The sequence below is a fragment of the Brevibacillus thermoruber 423 genome, assembly GCF_000454065.1.
Taxonomy (GTDB): Bacteria; Bacillota; Bacilli; order Brevibacillales; family Brevibacillaceae; genus Brevibacillus; species Brevibacillus thermoruber.
The window spans coordinates 607,983-623,397 of record NZ_ATNE01000001.1 but is presented as its reverse complement, the minus strand read 5'-3'; the positions used below and the strand labels follow the sequence as shown (position 1 = coordinate 623,397).

Genomic DNA, 15,415 nt, shown 5'->3' with positions numbered 1-15,415 from the left:
GGGGGAGTTCATACAATGAAACGACGATGTTCCATCCTCATCGCTGTCTCGTTCGTGCTGGGGAGCATGCTCAGCGGGTGTTTCGCGGGCGGAAGCGGCACTCCGGCCGGCACCGGGGCGGCACAAGAGCCCGGGAAAACCGGCACGGCGGGCACCACCGCTTCCGGCGAGCCGCAAGTGCTGCGCATGAACCTGGAGGAGCCGGCCACACTTGATCCGACCTTTGCCGAAGACACCGTTTCCGGTGCCGTCATCCGCGCCGTTTTTGACGGGTTGACCCGTCTGGACAAGGACGGCCAGCCAATTTACTCCATCGCTTCCGACATGAAGGTGTCCGAGGACAAGACGGTCTATACGTTTACCCTGCGTGACGCCAAGTGGAGCAACGGCGATCCGGTGACGGCCCACGACTTCGAATTTGCCTGGAAGCATGCGCTCGATCCCAAGACCGGTTCACAGGCCGCGTACCAGTTTTACAGCATCAAAAACGCGCAGGCGTTTGCCGCTGGCAGGGCCAAGCGGGATGACGTCGGCGTCCGGGCGCTGGACGACAAGACGCTGCAGGTGACGCTGGAACATCCCACGCCGTATTTCCCGACGCTTGCTGCCTTCCTCATGCCAATCAACAAAAAGGTGGCGGAAGCCAACGAGCATTGGGCGAAAGACCCGAAAACGCTGGTGGGGAACGGACCGTTCAAGCTGGAGAGGTGGGAGCACAAAAACAAACTCGTCCTGGTGAAAAGCGACACCTACTGGGATCACGAGGCGGTAAAATTGGATCGCATCGAGTTCTCGATGATTTCCGACGCCAATACGGAGCTGGCGCTGTTCCAAAACGGCGATCTCGACTGGGCGGGTGGGCCGATCAGCAGCTTGCCGGTGGATGCCGTCAAGCCGTTGAAGGAGGAAGGCAAGTTGAAGACCAAGCCGAAAGCCACCTCCTACTACATCCGCTTCAACGCCGAGCGGGTGCCGTTTACCAATGCCAACGTACGCAAGGCGTTCGCCTACGCGATCAACCGGAAGGAGATTGCCGACAACATCGGCCAGGCCGGCCAGACGCCGCTGATGGGCATCACGCCGATCACCGCCTCGCTAAAACCGGAAGGATTCTTTGCCGATAACCAACCTGAAGAAGCGCGCAGGCTGCTGGCGGAGGGCATGAAGGAACTGGGCATCACCAAGCTGCCGGAAATCAGCTACCTCTACAACACGTCGGACCGCAACAAGGCGATCGCCGAAGCGCTCCAGGCCACCTGGAAACAGGTGCTGGGCGTCGACGTCAAGCTGGTGAACAAGGAGACAAAGGTGTACCTGGACGACCAGGAGCAGGGCAAATTCGAGATCACCCGCTCCAGTTGGACGGCTGATTACAACGACCCGGTCAACTTCCTGGAGAAGTTTATCGAAAAGTACAGTTCCAGCAACATTACCCGCTGGCACAACCCGACATACACGGAGCTGATTCACAAGTCGTACGCGGAAACGGATGAGGCCAAGCGAAGGCAGCTTCTGCTGGAAGCCGAGACGCTTTTAATGGACGAGATGCCGCTGACGGGAATTTTCAGCGACGTCAACGCCTGGGTGCAAAACGACAAGGTCAAAGGCGTGCAGATCGATCCGCTCAGCAAAATCGATTTCAAATGGGCGTACAAGGAGTAAAAAACAGCGAGGAGAATGCCGGATGAACAAGGGAAAAGCACTGAAACCAGGGGATACGATCGGGATCATCGCCCCGTCAAGTCCTCCGAAAGAAATCGACAGCGTACATCAGGCCAAGGAAGATCTGGAAGCGTTGGGATTCCGGGTGGTACTGGGAGAAACCTGCTATGAAAGCTGCGGCGGCTATCTGGCGGGAACACCCGAACACAGGGCGGCCGAGCTGAACGACATGTTTGCCGACCCCGACATCGACGCCGTGATGGCTTTGCGCGGGGGGTACGGCTCGCCGCAAATCCTGCATCTTCTCGACTACGACATGATCGGGCAAAACCCGAAACTGTTCATCGGGTACAGCGACATTACCGCACTGCACACGGCGCTCCGGCAGCAGGCGGGATTGGCAACCCTGCACGGTCCCAACGCATCTCCCGGACTGCTCAGCGGGACCAACGCGTATACGCGGGAATGCCTGCTGCGCGCCATGACCAGCCCCGAGCCGCTGGGCGAGATCGTCAACCCGCCGGGGGAGGAGATCGTCTGCCTGGTGGAAGGAGAGGCGTGCGGCGAGATCGTCGGAGGCAATCTCTCGCTGGTGGCGGCGCTGGCGGGCACGCCCTTCCAGGTGGAGGCGAAAGGCAAGCTGCTCTTCCTGGAGGATGTGGACGAGGAGCCGTACCGGGTGGACCGCATGCTGACCCAGTTGGCGCTGGCCGGCACGTTTGCGGAGTGTGCCGGGGTCATCCTCGGCACGTGGACCAACTGCCAGCCGAAAAAGCGGGAAGGCTTTACCGTCCTCGACGTCTTTTCCAACATCGTCGCGCCGTATCAAAAGCCGATGATCTGGAATCTGCAGGCAGGCCACGGCGACAACAACGCCGCCCTGCCGTTCGGCGTGCAGGCCTATCTTGACGCGACAGGCTGCCGGCTGATCGTCGAGGAGGCGGTCGTCCGGTGAAACCGGACAAGGAGGCGGTCTGGCGGCGGGCCGGATCGCCGGCAGGGACGGACAGATGATCGCGGCGTCCGCCCCCCTTTACATCTCCGCACGCGGGGAAAACGGCCACGGCGCTTTGGAGGAAAAAGCGCCGCGGTGAAAGGGAACGGCCGCAGCGTCTGCGAGGGAATAAACAGCGGCTCACAGCGAAATACTAACATCGTTCTGTACCATCATCATGCGAGGAAAGGATGAAGCGACGACGGATGAGCCCTGCTGTGACAGAAGTGAAAATCCGTTCCCTGACAGACGTGTTGAACAAGCAGATTGCCAACTGGAGCGTCCTGTACATAAAACTGCACCACTACCACTGGTATGTGACAGGACCCCACTTTTTCACGCTTCACGAAAAGTTTGAGGAACTGTACAACGAGGCGGCCGGCTACGTGGACGAACTGGCGGAGCGGCTGCTGGCCATCGGCGGACAGCCGGCCTCGACGATGAAAGCCTGTCTGGAGCAGTCGACCCTGCGCGAAGCGGCGGGCGGGGAGACTGCGGAACAAATGGTCCAGGCGGTGGCCGCCGACTTCCAGCAGGTGATCCGCGAGCTGGAGGAGGGCATGTCCATCGCCGAACAGGCAAACGACCAGGCGACCAGCGACATGTTTCTGGAGATCAGCACCAGCCTGCAAAAGCACGTCTGGATGCTGCAGGCGTTTCTCGGCAGGCAGCCGTGAAAAATCCCCCCTGGGCCGAACGAAAAGGCCCCGGGGGGATTTTGTTTAGACAAACAGGTTGATGCCGGCGTCTTCGGCGTCGCCCAGGTAGCTGGCGACACCGGCGAATTCGACGCCGTCGATCAGCTCTTCCGGCTTGATGCCCATGATCTCCATGCTCATCGTGCAGGCCACCAGCTTGACGCCGGCCGCCTGCGCGTTGCGCATCAGTGTCTCCAGGGAGTCGACGTTTTTCTGTTCCATGACGTAGCGGATCATCTTCGCGCCGAGACCGCCCATGTTCATTTTGGACAAGGGCAGATCGTGCGGTCCTTTGGGCATCATCGCCCCCAGCATTTTCTCCAACGGCTGTTTGCCGGACGCGGACGCGCCCTGCTTCCGCAAGATGTTCAGGCCCCAGAAGGTAAAGAACATGGTCACGCGTTTCCCCATCGCTGCGGCCCCCGAGGCAATGATAAACGAAGCGATCGCCTTGTCCAGGTCGCCGCTGAACACGATCAGGGTGGCGCCGTTTTTGGACGGGACGGCCGAGACGCCAGCGGGAGACGCGTCTGACACGCCGGGGTTCGCCTCCTTCGCCGAAGCTGCCTGCAGAGCGGCCGCTTCTTTTGCGGCGCCGCCTTTGCGGATGTAGGCGGTGCAGACGTTTTTGTCCAGCTCGGAATGGAGCAGGACGTGGCCGGTCTTTTCGCACCAGGCGGCGATGTCTTTGCCAAAGCCCGGATCGGTGGCGGAGACGGCCAGCACTTCACCCGGATTCATCTGCTGTATCGCCTGAAACACCTGCATGATCGGCCCGGGGCACTGCAGTCCGCAGGCGTCGATGGTGACGTGGGCGGATGGGTGCGCTTCCGCGGAATGACCCCCTGCGGGACGATCCGCCGGCCGTGTGTCGGCCTGCCGGTCCCCGGCCGCCCCTGTGCCGTCAGGGTCGCGCGGCGGCCGCGATTTTTCCCGGGCGGCATACGAATAGGTCTTGTAGCCCCCGTCCAGGTTTTTCACCCGGTACCCGTGCTGGGCCAGGATCCGGGCGGCCAGGTAGCCTCTCAGCCCCACCTGGCAGGAGACGTACACCGGCCGATCGCGCGGGATGTCCGCCAGCCGATCCCGCAGTTGATCCAGCGGAATGTTGATCGAGCCCGGCACAAAGCCCGCCTCCCGCTCGATCGGTTCGCGCACGTCGATCAGCAGGCCGCCGTCCGCCACAATTTGGTCGATTTCGTGCCATTGAACGGTTTCGGCCAGCCCGTCGACGATGTTGGAGGCGACGTACCCGGCCAGGTTGACGGGATCTTTGGCCGACGAGTACGGCGGGGCGTAGCAGAGCTCCAGATCGGGCAGGTCCCGCACGGTAAGACCGGCCTTCATCGCCGTGGCGATCACGTCGATGCGCTTGTCGACGCCGTCCGCCCCGACCGCCTGGGCGCCGAGGATGCGGCCCGTGCTGCGGTCAAACAGCAGCTTGAGCGACAATTGGGCTGCGCCCGGGTAGTACCCGGCGTGGGAATTGGGGTGGATGTGGACCGTCTCGTAGGGGATGCCCCATTTTTTCAGCGTCTTTTCGTTGTTGCCGACGACGGCGGCCGTCAGGGAAAAGACTTTGACGATGGCCGTTCCCAGCGCGCCCCGGTAGGAGACGTCCATGCCGTTGATGCGGTCGGCCACCAGCCGCCCCTGCCGGTTGGCTCCCCAGGCGAGCGGCACCACCGTCGGCTGTCCGTTCACCAGGTCGTGCACCTCGATGGCGTCACCGATGGCGTAGATGCTGGGATCGCTCGTCTGCAGCGTGGGGGACACCTTGATCGCGCCGCGCACGCCCAGCTCCAGTCCCGCCTCTTTGGCCAGCTCGCTTTCCGGCTGCACGCCGATGGCCAGCACGATCATGTCGGCGGTCAGCTCGCGGCCGCTTTGCAGCAGGATGCGCCGCCCCTTGTCCGCCAGGGCTTGGACGGCATCTCCCAGGACGAGTTCCACGCCGTTCGCCCGCATATGCTCCTGCACGATGGCAGCCATTTCGAAGTCAAGCGGCGCCAGCACCTGATTGCCCAGCTCCACCAGCGTCACGGCGACACCGCGCTCCCGCAGGTTTTCCGCCATTTCCACGCCGATGAATCCGCCGCCGATCACGACCGCATGCTGCGGGCGGGCATTGTCCACGTATGCCTTGATTCTGTCCGTGTCGGGGATGTTCCGCAGCGTAAACAGGGCTTCCGCCTCCTGGATGCCGGGCCAGTCGGGGACGATCGGCTTGGCGCCGGGTGCCAGCACCAGGATGTCGTAGTCCTCCTCGTACGTCTCGCCCGTCTGCAGGTTGCGGATCGTCACCGTTTTGGCCGCCCGGTTGATCCGCGTCACTTCGCTCTGGGTGCGGATGTCGAGGGCAAACCGCCGGCTCATTCTCTCCGCCGTCTGGACAAACAGCTTGCCCCGCTCGCGGATCGCTCCGCCGATGTAGTATGGCAGGCCGCAGTTGGCGAACGAAATGTGTTCGCCGCGCTCCACCATCACAATCCGATCCGTTTCATTCAGACGGCGCAGGCGGGCGGCTGCGGTCGCGCCGCCGGCCACGCCGCCGACAATCACGATTTTTCTCTCCATGTGCAGTCCCTCCGGTTCGTTTTCGCTCGGCAAACGCCGGGCGTTCGATCTGGATCAGGCAACGTTTCTTTATACCTATGGGGGTATATACCTATGTGGGTATTATGAATCGTCTGCACCATTCTTGTCAAGAGACGCACCTCACGTGTTCCCAAGAAGCGGCCACAGGTGGTACACTATTGTGGAACATTTTACAGGACATGAACGAGAAAGGATGTACGGTTCCCATGGCATCTCCTTACATGACTTTCAGTCGCGAGCAGTGGAGAGGACTGCGGGCTTCCACGCCGCTTACCATATCAGACGAAGAGTTGGCCTGTCTGCAGGGGTTGAACGAAAAGCTCTCCCTGTCGGAAGTGGCGGACATCTACCTGCCGCTCTCCCGGCTGTTGAACCTGTATGTGGGGGCCACCCAGGAACTGTATCATGCCACGCATACATTCCTCGGCAAGCAGGACAAGAAGGTGCCGTTCATCATCGGCATCGCCGGCAGCGTAGCGGTCGGCAAGAGCACAACCGCCCGCATTTTGCAAACGCTTTTATCCCGCTGGCCCAACCATCCCAAAGTGGACCTGGTGACCACGGACGGCTTTCTCTACCCCAACCGCGTCCTCGAAGAGCGCGGCCTGATGAAGCGCAAAGGGTTTCCCGAAAGCTACAACACCAAACGGCTGGTGTCGTTTCTGTCCGACGTCAAGTCCGGCGTGCCGGAAGTGGCCGCCCCCGTCTACTCCCATCTGGTGTACGACATCGTGCCCGGCGAGTGGCAGGTGGTGCGCGAACCGGACATCTTGATCGTGGAGGGGCTCAATGTCCTGCAGACGCCGGTGGACGAAAAACAGCGCCGCGTGACGGAAGTCTTCGTCTCCGACTTTTTCGATTTCTCCATTTACGTCGACGCGCGCGAAGAGGACATCATGAAGTGGTACGTGGAGCGGTTCAAGCTGCTGCGCGAGACGGCCTTCTCCAACCCGGCTTCCTACTTCCGCCGCTACGCCAACCTCACCGACGAAGAGGCGACGGCGGTGGCCACGAGCATCTGGACGGAGATCAACGGCATCAACCTGCGGAAAAACATCCTGCCGACGCGGGGACGCGCCCAACTGATTTTGGAAAAGGGGCCGGATCACATGGTCCAGAGCGTAAAGCTCCGCAGGCTGTAACCCCGGTGAATCCCCGAACGCAAAGAGGACAGTCCGGCTGGCGGACGTTTGCGGTCGGTGCGGACAGCCCTGGTTCGAAATCCTCGAGGAAAGGATCTGGTAAGAGTGAAAATCGTCAGTGCCTGTCTGATCGGCTGCCAGTGCCGGTATGACCAGCGCGCCTGTCTGGACGCGGAAACCGAGGCGCTGCTCAAGGAAGGAAAGGCGATTCCCGTCTGTCCCGAGCAGTTGGGCGGTCTGCCGACGCCGCGCCCGCCGGCGGAGATCGTCGGCGGCGACGGCTTTGACGTCCTGGACAGCCGGGCCCGGGTGATCGACCGGACCGGCCGCGACGTGACGGCCGAGTTTCTCGCCGGGGCCCGGCAGGCGCTCAGGCTGGCACAGGCGGTGGGGGCCACCTCCGCCGTGCTGAAGGAGAACAGTCCCTCCTGCGGCAGCTCGTTCGTCTACGACGGAACGTTCTCCGGCAACAAAACGGCCGGAGTGGGCGTGACCGCCGCGCTGCTGATCCGCAGCGGAATCGCGGTCCAATCGGAGCAGACGAAATAAAAGGAGATAGCGGCGGGCTCTCTCCCGCCATCCCTGAAACGCCGGCGGCTCTGGTCCTGCCGCCCGATGCGCGGACGGAGCCATTGAAAGGAGCGGGGGAAAGGGGGAGGCGGCGAACCGCGCGAAGCCATGCAAACAGGCCCGAGGCAGCACCTCGGGCCTGGCGGTTTTCTATTTCGTTTCCACGGCGTGCCCGCCAAATTCATTTCGCAGGGCAGCCACCACTTTGCCGTGGAAGGTGTCTTCCTCCAGCGAGCGGTAGCGCATCAAGAGGGACATCGCGATCACCGGCGTCGCCACCTGCAGGTCCAGCGCCGTCTCCAACGTCCATTTGCCTTCGCCGGAGGAGTGCATGACGCCGCGAATGCTGTCCAGCTTCGCGTCTTTGCGGAAGGCCCGTTCGGTCAAATCCATCAGCCACCCGCGGATGACGGAGCCGTTGGCCCAGACGCGCGCCACTTCGGCGAAGTCAAACGTGTAGCTGCTCTTCTCCAGCACTTCAAAGCCCTCGCCGATCGCCTGCATCATGCCGTACTCGATGCCGTTGTGCACCATTTTCAGGAAGTGTCCGCTGCCTGCTTCCCCCGCGTACAGGTAGCCGTTGTCAACGGTAATATCCTTTACCAGCGGTTCGATGTGGGCAAACGCCTCCTTGTCCCCGCCAATCATCATGCAGGCACCGTTCCGTGCCCCTTCCATTCCGCCGCTTGTGCCGACATCGAGGAAATGGATGCCCTTTTGCTTGAGCGTGTGATACCGCTCAACCGACTGCTTGTAGTGGGAATTTCCGCCGTCGATCACAATGTCGCCAGGGGACAGAAGGCCGGACAGCTGTTCAATCAGCTTGTCCACGATGTTCCCCGCCGGCACCATCAGCCACACGATACGCGGCGCAGACAGTTTCGCGACCGCCTCTTCGACCGAAGCGGCGGGAATCGCTCCGTGCCTGCCCAGTTCAGCGGCAGGGGCGGGGTCGACGTCATAAGCGACGACCTCGTGCCGGTGGGAGAGCAAGTTCAGGGTGAGATTGTATCCCATTTTGCCTAATCCAATCATCGCTAATCGCATTGCTATCGAAACACTCCTTAGTATCCAGGTTGTCAAACTCGCGGGATCTGACTTAGCTGTATTATATGACAAAAATATTCGTGTTTCATCACAAATGAAGAAAATTTTTTTCAAAATGACTTCGTCCCGGACATTGCCTATAATGTGAACCAGAAAGACATGATTGAGAGGTGCATGTTGTTTGCCCGATTCCACACCGCGTGTTTCCGAAAGCGTTCTCGCCAAACTGCGCGCCGTTTATTCGCAGCTCAGCAGCAAAGAGCAGCAGGTGGCCGGCTACATCCTGGAGCATGCGAGCGACATTGTCCATTTGTCCATTACCGAGCTGTCCGAGTTATGCGAATGCGCTGATGCGACCGTCTTTCGCCTCTGTCGGCGGTTGGGTTTTCGGGGGTACCAGGCGTTCAAGATTGCGCTGGCAAGCGAAGTGACGAACCCCAAGCAGGCGATTTACCAGGAAATCAACCTGGAGGATGACGACGTCCTTTCCATAGCCGGCAACATTTTCGCCGCAAACATGGAAACGCTGCGCGATACGCTGCACATTCTCAACCGCGACGAATTGTCCACCATCATCGATTGGCTGGCGGGCGCCAAACGCATTGAATTCTACGGGTCCGGCGGATCGGCCGCCATCGCCCAGGACGCCTATCACAAGTTCATGCGTACCGGGATCCCCTGTATTCATCACTCCGATGCCCACTATCAGGTGATGTCGGCCTCCCTCTTGCAGGAAGGGGACGTGGTTGTGGGGATTTCCCACTCCGGTTCGAACAAGGACATCCTGGAAGCGCTGCGCGTGGCGAAGGACGCCGGAGCGAAAACGATCGGCATCACCAGCTACGGCAAATCGCCGCTGGTAAAACTGGCGGACTGCTGCCTGTATACGACCTCGCGCGAGACGGTTTTCCGCACGGAAGCGCTCTCTTCCCGCCTGGCCCAGCTTTTCCTGATCGACCTCCTGTACGTGGCGGTTTCCCTCCGCCGGGAAGCGCAAACGGTCGAGAACATCCAGCATATCCGGGAAGCCATTTCCTTAAAACGCCTCTGACCACGGGCGTTTTTTTTCTTGGGGATACTATTGGTGGCGGAAAGCGTGGAGATGCACTTTTTGAAATAAATTTTTTTCTCATGTATTAACAAAAGAAAAAAATTTCGATATAATCACCTTGACCATCTTGAAAGCGGATACACATGAAGGGTGAGACCATAATGAACGAAACGTATTTTATCGGACTGGACATCGGCACAACCAGCACAAAGGCGATTGTGTTCACGCGCTCCGGTTCGATCAAGGGAACGGGGAATGTCGATTATCCGCTGCTCGTTCCGCAGCCTTCGTGGGCGGAACAGGAGCCGGACGCGATTTTTGCCGCGGTCATACAAGCGCTCCGCCAGGCGATTGCCCAGGCCGGGGCGCAGCGGTCGGAAATAGCCGGCATCGGGTTCAGCACGGCCATGCACAGCCTGATCGCCGTGGACGCCAGCGGCAATCCGCTGACCAACGTCATCATCTGGGCGGACAACCGCAGCGTGGAGCAGACGGAGCGCTTGAAACGGGACGGCACCGGCCACCGGATCTACCTGGCCACCGGGACGCCGATCCATCCGATGTCTCCTCTGACCAAACTGATCTGGATGAGGGAGAAGGACCCCGACACGTTCCGCAGGGCGGCCAAGTTTCTCTCGATCAAGGAGTATGTGATTTATCGGCTCTTTGGTCAATTCGTGGTCGATTATTCCATCGCGTCGGCCACGGGGCTGTTCAATCTGAAGCGGCTTGATTGGGACGAGGAGGCGCTGCGCGTCGCCGGCATCTCCGCGCAGCAGTTGAGCGAGCCCGTCCCGACCACACACGTGCTGCGCGGCCTGGACAAGCGCTATGCGGACGAGATCGGCATCGATCCCGACACGCCTTTTGTCGTGGGGGCAAGTGACGGGGTGCTGGCCAACCTGGGCGTCGGCGCGATCGAGCCGGGGCAGGTGGCGATCACCATCGGCACGAGCGGCGCTGTGCGGACCGTTGTGCCGGAACCAATCACGGATCAGAAGGGACGAACGTTTTGTTACGTCTTGACCGACAAGCACTGGGTGATCGGCGGGCCGACCAACAACGGGGGATTGATGCTGCGCTGGTTCCGCGATGAGTTTAGCTGGCCCGAGGTGGAAAAGGCGAAGGAATTGGGCGTCGATCCGTACGACGTGATGATTCAGGCGGCCCAGGACGTGCCGGCCGGGGCGGAAGGCCTGCTGTTCCTGCCGTTTTTGTCCGGGGAGCGGGCGCCCTACTGGAACCCGCAGGCGCGCGGGTCGTTTTTCGGAATCGGCCTGCACCACAAGCGGCAGCACTTTATCCGCGCCGTGCTGGAAGGGATTTTGTTCAGTGTGTACAGCGTGGGGATCGCCCTTCGCGACTTGGCCGGAGGGGCCCGGGAGATTCGCGCGTCCGGCGGCTTTGCCCGCTCCAGGGAGTGGCGGCAAATCATGGCGGACATGTTTGGGTATGAGGTATTGATCCCGGAAACCCACGAAAGCTCCAGTCTGGGAGCGGCCGTGCTGGCGATGCATGCCGTCGGCGCCATCCGCGACCTGTCCGAGGTGAACGGCCTCCTGCGCATTGCTCACCGCCACGAGCCGGACCTGGAGCGTTCCGGCACCTATTTGGAGTTGTTTTACATCTACGAGCGGGTCTATCTCAACCTGCTTGAGGAGTACAAGCTCATCGCCGACTTTCAACAACGGTCGAGAACTTCGCAGCACACGCGATAAAAAGGAGGGGTCACCATGCCGTTAGTCATCACCTTGCTGGCTATTATCATCCTGCTCATTCTGATCACCCGATTCAAGGTAAACCCGTTCATTACCCTGTTGATCGTTTCCGGTTTTGTCGGGATTGCCTCGGGGATGCCGCTCGACAAAATCGTCGATTCCATCAAGGAAGGGATGGGCGGTACGCTTGGATTCATCGCCATCGTGCTCGCGCTGGGCACCATGCTGGGGAAAATGATGGCGGAGTCCGGCGGCGCGGAGCGGATTGCCCGCACGCTGATCAACCTGTTCGGCGAAAAGAACGTCCACTGGGCGATGATGTTCGTGGCGTTTATCGTCGGGGTTCCCGTTTTCTTTCAGGTAGGCTTTGTGCTGCTGATTCCGCTGGTCTTCACCATCGCCCGTCAAACGGGAATGTCCCTGTTGAAGATTGGCATCCCGCTGATTGCGGGGCTGTCCATCGTGCACGGGATTGTTCCTCCCCATCCGGCGGCGATGGCGGCCGTCGATATTTTTCATGCGGACGTGGGCAAAACGATTTTTTACTCCATCCTGGTCGCCCTCCCGTCCGCCATCGTCGCCGGTCCCCTCTACGGAAGCTGGATCGGCAAACGGATCAAGACCAGCATCTCCTCGGAGCTGGCGGCGCAGTTGGCGGAACCGAAGCAGGACCGCGAACTGCCCGGCTTTGGCGTCACCGTGTTTACGATTTTGCTGCCGGTCATCCTGATGCTGGGGGCGACCATCGCGGACATCACGCTGCCGAAGGAACACACGGTTCGCGTGTGGGCTGACTTCATCGGCAGCCCGATCACGTCCCTGCTGATTGCCACCGTGATCTCGTTCTGGACGCTGGGCTTTGCCCGCGGATTCACCAAGGACGACATTCTGAAGTTCACCAACGACTGCCTGGCGCCGACGGCCACCATTCTGCTGGTGATCGGGGCAGGCGGCGCGTTCAACAAGGTGCTGCTCAACAGCGGGGTGGGCGATTACATTGCCGATCTGGCCACAGCGTCGGCCATCTCCCCGATCTTCCTCGGTTGGCTCATCGCGGCGCTGATCCGCGTCGCCACCGGTTCGGCGACGGTATCGATGATGACCGCCGCGGGCATTGTCGCCCCGATTGCGCAGCAAATGCCCGGAACCAGTCCGGAGCTGTTGGTGCTGGCCACCGGCGCGGGATCGCTCATCCTGTCCCACGTAAACGATTCTGGTTTTTGGCTGATCAAGGAATATTTCAACATGAGCGTTCAGGATACGTTGAAGTCCTGGACAGTCATGGAAACCATCCTGTCCGTCACGGCCATTATCCTGATCATGGGCTTGTCCCTGTTCGTCTGAGAAAACAGGCGGTGCTTCCCCGAAGTGAGGAAGCACCGTGCGCTATCCCCTCACCGCGCGTGAGGGGATGTTTTTTGTCATCGCTGTGCAGGGACCGTGTCTTCGCGTTTCACCGGAACACCAGCGACCAGGATTGCCGGTCGATCATCGAGCACCTGGAGGCCGGCGGAGAACAGGAGCGACAGGTCGCGGAAGCGATGCGCATCGTCCGGGTCAACGGCGCCAACCGGGTCTACACCGCCGGCCGCTGACGGCCGCGTCCTACACCTCGGCCGAGGGCGCAAACATCCGGATGAACCGGCGGGCCGCCTTGGACAGATGGCGGCCGGTCTGCCAGACGACGGCGGCGGAGGAGGAGACGGAGGTGCCGGTAATCTCCAGACAGCGGATCGTCTCGCCGGCCTGGGTCTCCCAGGCGGAGCGGGGGACGATCGACGCCGCCACGCCGGCCCCCACCATGCTGACGATCAGCGAGATGTCGGGACATTCACAGATGACGTGAGGGCTCACGCCCAGCCGGGAAAACTCCCGGACCAGCATCTCGTAGATGCCCAGCCCCGGCGCGCTGGGCATGATCAGCGGATGATCGGCGATGTCCCGCATGTGGATCCGGCTGGCGCCGGCCAGAGGGGAGGAGGCCGGAACGATCAGCACGAACGGCTCCTCTTCCAGCGGGATGGTGGTGCAGCCGGACAGCGAATGGGGCAGGCGGACGATGGCGACTTCGATCGTCCGCCGCTCCAGCCACTGGCTCAACAACTGCGTATCCCCTTTCCACACCTTGTAGCTGATCAGCGGATACTGCTGCTGAAACCGGCGGATCTGTTCCGGCAGCCCGTAGGAGGAGAGGGCGCTTACGCCGATTGACAGCGTGCCGCGGATGCCGGCTCCGGTTTCCTGCACTTCCGTGATCGCTTCCTCCATCTGGTGCACGATGTTGAGCGCCTGCCGGTAGAGCGTGACGCCCGCCTCCGTCAGCTCGATTCGTTTCCCCGCACGTTCCACCAGCGCCACGCCCAGTTCTTCTTCCATTTGCTTCAACTGCTGGCTGAGGGGCGGCTGGGCCATGCGCAAGCGCTTGGCGGCCCCGGTAATCTGCCCTTCTTCGGCAATGGCGATAAAATAGCGCAACTGACGGATGTCCACCGCACGAGCCTCCCTTGCTTTCATATCGATTTCATATGAATCCTAGATGGAATCAATATTTTTCATATCATACAGGCTATGATAGCATATGTGTCGGTAACAAGCATGAGAAGCAAGCGAGAAAGAAGGGACAGATGCATGCGTACATGGTTGGATCACATCTTTCGTCTGCGTGCTTCCGACACGACCGTTCAACGGGAAATTACGGCCGGATGTATCGGCTTTGTCACGATCGTCTATATTGTCGCCGTCAACGCTTCGATTTTGCAGGACGCCGGGATTCCCCTGGAAGCGGGCATCCTGGCGACGGTGCTGACCGCGTTTGTCGGCTCGCTCCTGATGGCGTTCTGGGCCAACGCGCCGATTATACTGGTGCCGGGGATGGGCATCAACGCGCTGTTTACCTTTACCCTGTGCCAGACGATGGGGCTTCCCTGGCAGCAGGCGCTGGCCGCTGTCTTCCTCGCCGGGCTGCTGTTTTCCGCCATCGCCTTCACCCGGGCGGCGACGCTGCTGTCGGAGGCGATCCCCGTCTCCCTCAAAGAGGCGATCACGGTGGGAATCGGCTTGTTTCTCACCTTTATCGGGCTGCAGAAAGGGGGCTTGATCGTCACCAATCCCTCCACGTTTGTCGCCCTGGGCGATTTGGCCAGCCCGCAGGTGATCGTCACGCTGGCGACGCTTGTCCTGACAATGATTTTGTTCATCCGCAGCGTGCCGGGAAACTTTCTGATCGGGATTGCCGCCGGGACGGTGATGGGGATGCTGGCGGGATTGGTACGGCCGGAGACGGGCGGCTTGGCCGCCTTGTCGCTGCACGAGTACGGCCGGGTGTTCGCCGGCTTGTCCTTCTCCGGGATGTGGACGCTGCCGTTCTGGGCCGCCGTGTTCTCGATGGCGATGGTGATCGTCTTTGAAAACATCGGCCTGCTGCACGGCCATACCGGCATGCTGGGCCAGCCGCAGAAGTTTCGCCGCTCCCTGCAGGCGACCGCCGTGTCCACCGCCCTGAGCGGCGTGCTGGGCACCAGCCCCACGGTGGCTTCGGTGGAATCGGCCGCGGGCATTGCCGCCGGAGGGAGAACCGGCCTGGCCTCGCTGGTCACCGGCGTGCTCTTCCTGCTGACGCTGGTGTTCCTGCCGCTGGTCAAGCTGATTCCCGACAGCGCGATCGCGCCGGTGTTGATCATCATCGGCGGGCTGATGCTGCAAAACGTGCAGAACATCAACCTGCGCGATTTCACCGAGGGCTTCCCCGCCTTCTTGATCATCGCCCTGATTCCGCTGTCGTACAGCATCGTGGACGGGATCGCCTTTGGCTTTGTCGCCTATCCGCTGCTGAAGCTCGCCCTCGGCAAGCGCCGGGAAGTGCCGGCGCTGCTCTACGTGATCGCCGGGCTGTTCCTGCTGAACATGGTGCTGCCCATCGTGGCGTAGGAAAGCTG

At 61.1% G+C, this 15,415-nt stretch carries 13 protein-coding genes; 10 read left to right on the top strand and 3 right to left on the bottom strand.

Annotation, left to right across the window (positions count from 1 at the left end):
* Positions 1–15: 15 nt before the first annotated feature.
* From M516_RS0102965 to M516_RS0102950, 3 genes are all read left to right on the top strand, one after another.
* Complete coding sequence (locus M516_RS0102965; protein ID WP_029097809.1) at positions 16–1,662, top strand: peptide ABC transporter substrate-binding protein; 1,647 nt, start codon at positions 16–18, stop codon at positions 1,660–1,662.
* Between the two features lie 22 nt (positions 1,663–1,684).
* The gene (locus M516_RS0102960) at positions 1,685–2,617 is read left to right on the top strand and encodes a S66 peptidase family protein (protein WP_029097808.1); all 933 of its coding nucleotides are present in this window, start codon (positions 1,685–1,687) and stop codon (positions 2,615–2,617) included.
* Positions 2,618–2,874: 257 nt separating this feature from the next.
* Positions 2,875–3,333 (top strand): Dps family protein, encoded by a 459-nt coding sequence (locus M516_RS0102950; protein ID WP_029097807.1) that lies wholly within the window; start codon positions 2,875–2,877, stop codon positions 3,331–3,333.
* A 45-nt stretch (positions 3,334–3,378) separates the two neighbouring features.
* Here M516_RS0102950 and M516_RS0102945 read toward each other — a convergent pair whose 3' ends face one another.
* Positions 3,379–5,931 (bottom strand): CoA-disulfide reductase, encoded by a 2,553-nt coding sequence (locus M516_RS0102945; protein WP_029097806.1) that lies wholly within the window; start codon positions 5,929–5,931, stop codon positions 3,379–3,381.
* 227 nt (positions 5,932–6,158) lie between these two features.
* Here M516_RS0102945 and coaA point away from each other — a divergent pair, with 227 nt between their 5' ends.
* Together coaA and M516_RS0102935 are read left to right on the top strand one after the other, a co-directional pair.
* On the top strand, positions 6,159–7,094 hold the full coding sequence (coaA, locus tag M516_RS0102940; protein ID WP_029097805.1) for a type I pantothenate kinase: 936 nt from the start codon (positions 6,159–6,161) through the stop codon (positions 7,092–7,094).
* Between the two features lie 105 nt (positions 7,095–7,199).
* The gene (locus tag M516_RS0102935; protein WP_029097804.1) at positions 7,200–7,643 is read left to right on the top strand and encodes a 2-thiouracil desulfurase family protein; all 444 of its coding nucleotides are present in this window, start codon (positions 7,200–7,202) and stop codon (positions 7,641–7,643) included.
* A 171-nt stretch (positions 7,644–7,814) separates the two neighbouring features.
* Here M516_RS0102935 and gnd read toward each other — a convergent pair whose 3' ends face one another.
* Entirely contained in the window at positions 7,815–8,711 is an 897-nt protein-coding gene (gene gnd / locus M516_RS0102930; protein WP_029097803.1) for a phosphogluconate dehydrogenase (NAD(+)-dependent, decarboxylating), read from the bottom strand.
* A 181-nt stretch (positions 8,712–8,892) separates the two neighbouring features.
* Between gnd and M516_RS0102925 the strand changes: the two genes are divergently transcribed.
* The 4 genes from M516_RS0102925 (at position 8,893) to M516_RS25410 (ending at position 13,075) form a co-directional block, all read left to right on the top strand.
* Positions 8,893–9,762, top strand: coding sequence for a MurR/RpiR family transcriptional regulator (locus tag M516_RS0102925; protein WP_029097802.1), 870 nt, complete (start codon positions 8,893–8,895; stop codon positions 9,760–9,762).
* Positions 9,763–9,923: 161 nt separating this feature from the next.
* Positions 9,924–11,480, top strand: coding sequence for a gluconokinase (gene gntK / locus M516_RS0102920; RefSeq protein WP_029097801.1), 1,557 nt, complete (start codon positions 9,924–9,926; stop codon positions 11,478–11,480).
* A 15-nt stretch (positions 11,481–11,495) separates the two neighbouring features.
* Positions 11,496–12,824 carry a GntP family permease gene (locus M516_RS0102915; RefSeq protein ID WP_029097800.1) on the top strand — a complete coding sequence of 443 codons (1,329 nt, stop codon included), beginning with the start codon at positions 11,496–11,498 and terminating at the stop codon, positions 12,822–12,824.
* Between the two features lie 74 nt (positions 12,825–12,898).
* Positions 12,899–13,075 carry a hypothetical protein gene (locus M516_RS25410; protein ID WP_193746936.1) on the top strand — a complete coding sequence of 59 codons (177 nt, stop codon included), beginning with the start codon at positions 12,899–12,901 and terminating at the stop codon, positions 13,073–13,075.
* A 10-nt stretch (positions 13,076–13,085) separates the two neighbouring features.
* On the opposite strand, the gene M516_RS0102905 is transcribed toward M516_RS25410, so the two are convergent.
* Positions 13,086–13,970: a LysR family transcriptional regulator gene (locus M516_RS0102905; RefSeq protein WP_029097799.1), complete on the bottom strand. Its 885-nt coding sequence runs from the start codon at positions 13,968–13,970 to the stop codon at positions 13,086–13,088.
* Between the two features lie 138 nt (positions 13,971–14,108).
* Between M516_RS0102905 and M516_RS0102900 the strand changes: the two genes are divergently transcribed.
* Complete coding sequence (locus M516_RS0102900) at positions 14,109–15,407, top strand: NCS2 family permease (RefSeq protein WP_029097798.1); 1,299 nt, start codon at positions 14,109–14,111, stop codon at positions 15,405–15,407.
* The last annotated feature ends 8 nt before the right edge of the window (positions 15,408–15,415 follow it).

Excerpts from the sequence above, each read along its gene's own strand:
- gntK (WP_029097801.1), top strand. The coding sequence starts at position 9,924 with ATGAACGAAACGTATTTTATCGGACTGGACATCGGCACAACCAGCACA.
- gnd (WP_029097803.1), bottom strand. The coding sequence starts at position 8,711 with ATGCGATTAGCGATGATTGGATTAGGCAAAATGGGATACAATCTCACC.
- M516_RS0102915 (WP_029097800.1), top strand. The coding sequence starts at position 11,496 with ATGCCGTTAGTCATCACCTTGCTGGCTATTATCATCCTGCTCATTCTG.
- coaA (WP_029097805.1), top strand. The coding sequence starts at position 6,159 with ATGGCATCTCCTTACATGACTTTCAGTCGCGAGCAGTGGAGAGGACTG.
- M516_RS0102900 (WP_029097798.1), top strand. The coding sequence starts at position 14,109 with ATGCGTACATGGTTGGATCACATCTTTCGTCTGCGTGCTTCCGACACG.
- M516_RS0102945 (WP_029097806.1), bottom strand. The coding sequence starts at position 5,931 with ATGGAGAGAAAAATCGTGATTGTCGGCGGCGTGGCCGGCGGCGCGACC.
- M516_RS0102965 (WP_029097809.1), top strand. The coding sequence starts at position 16 with ATGAAACGACGATGTTCCATCCTCATCGCTGTCTCGTTCGTGCTGGGG.
- M516_RS0102960 (WP_029097808.1), top strand. The coding sequence starts at position 1,685 with ATGAACAAGGGAAAAGCACTGAAACCAGGGGATACGATCGGGATCATC.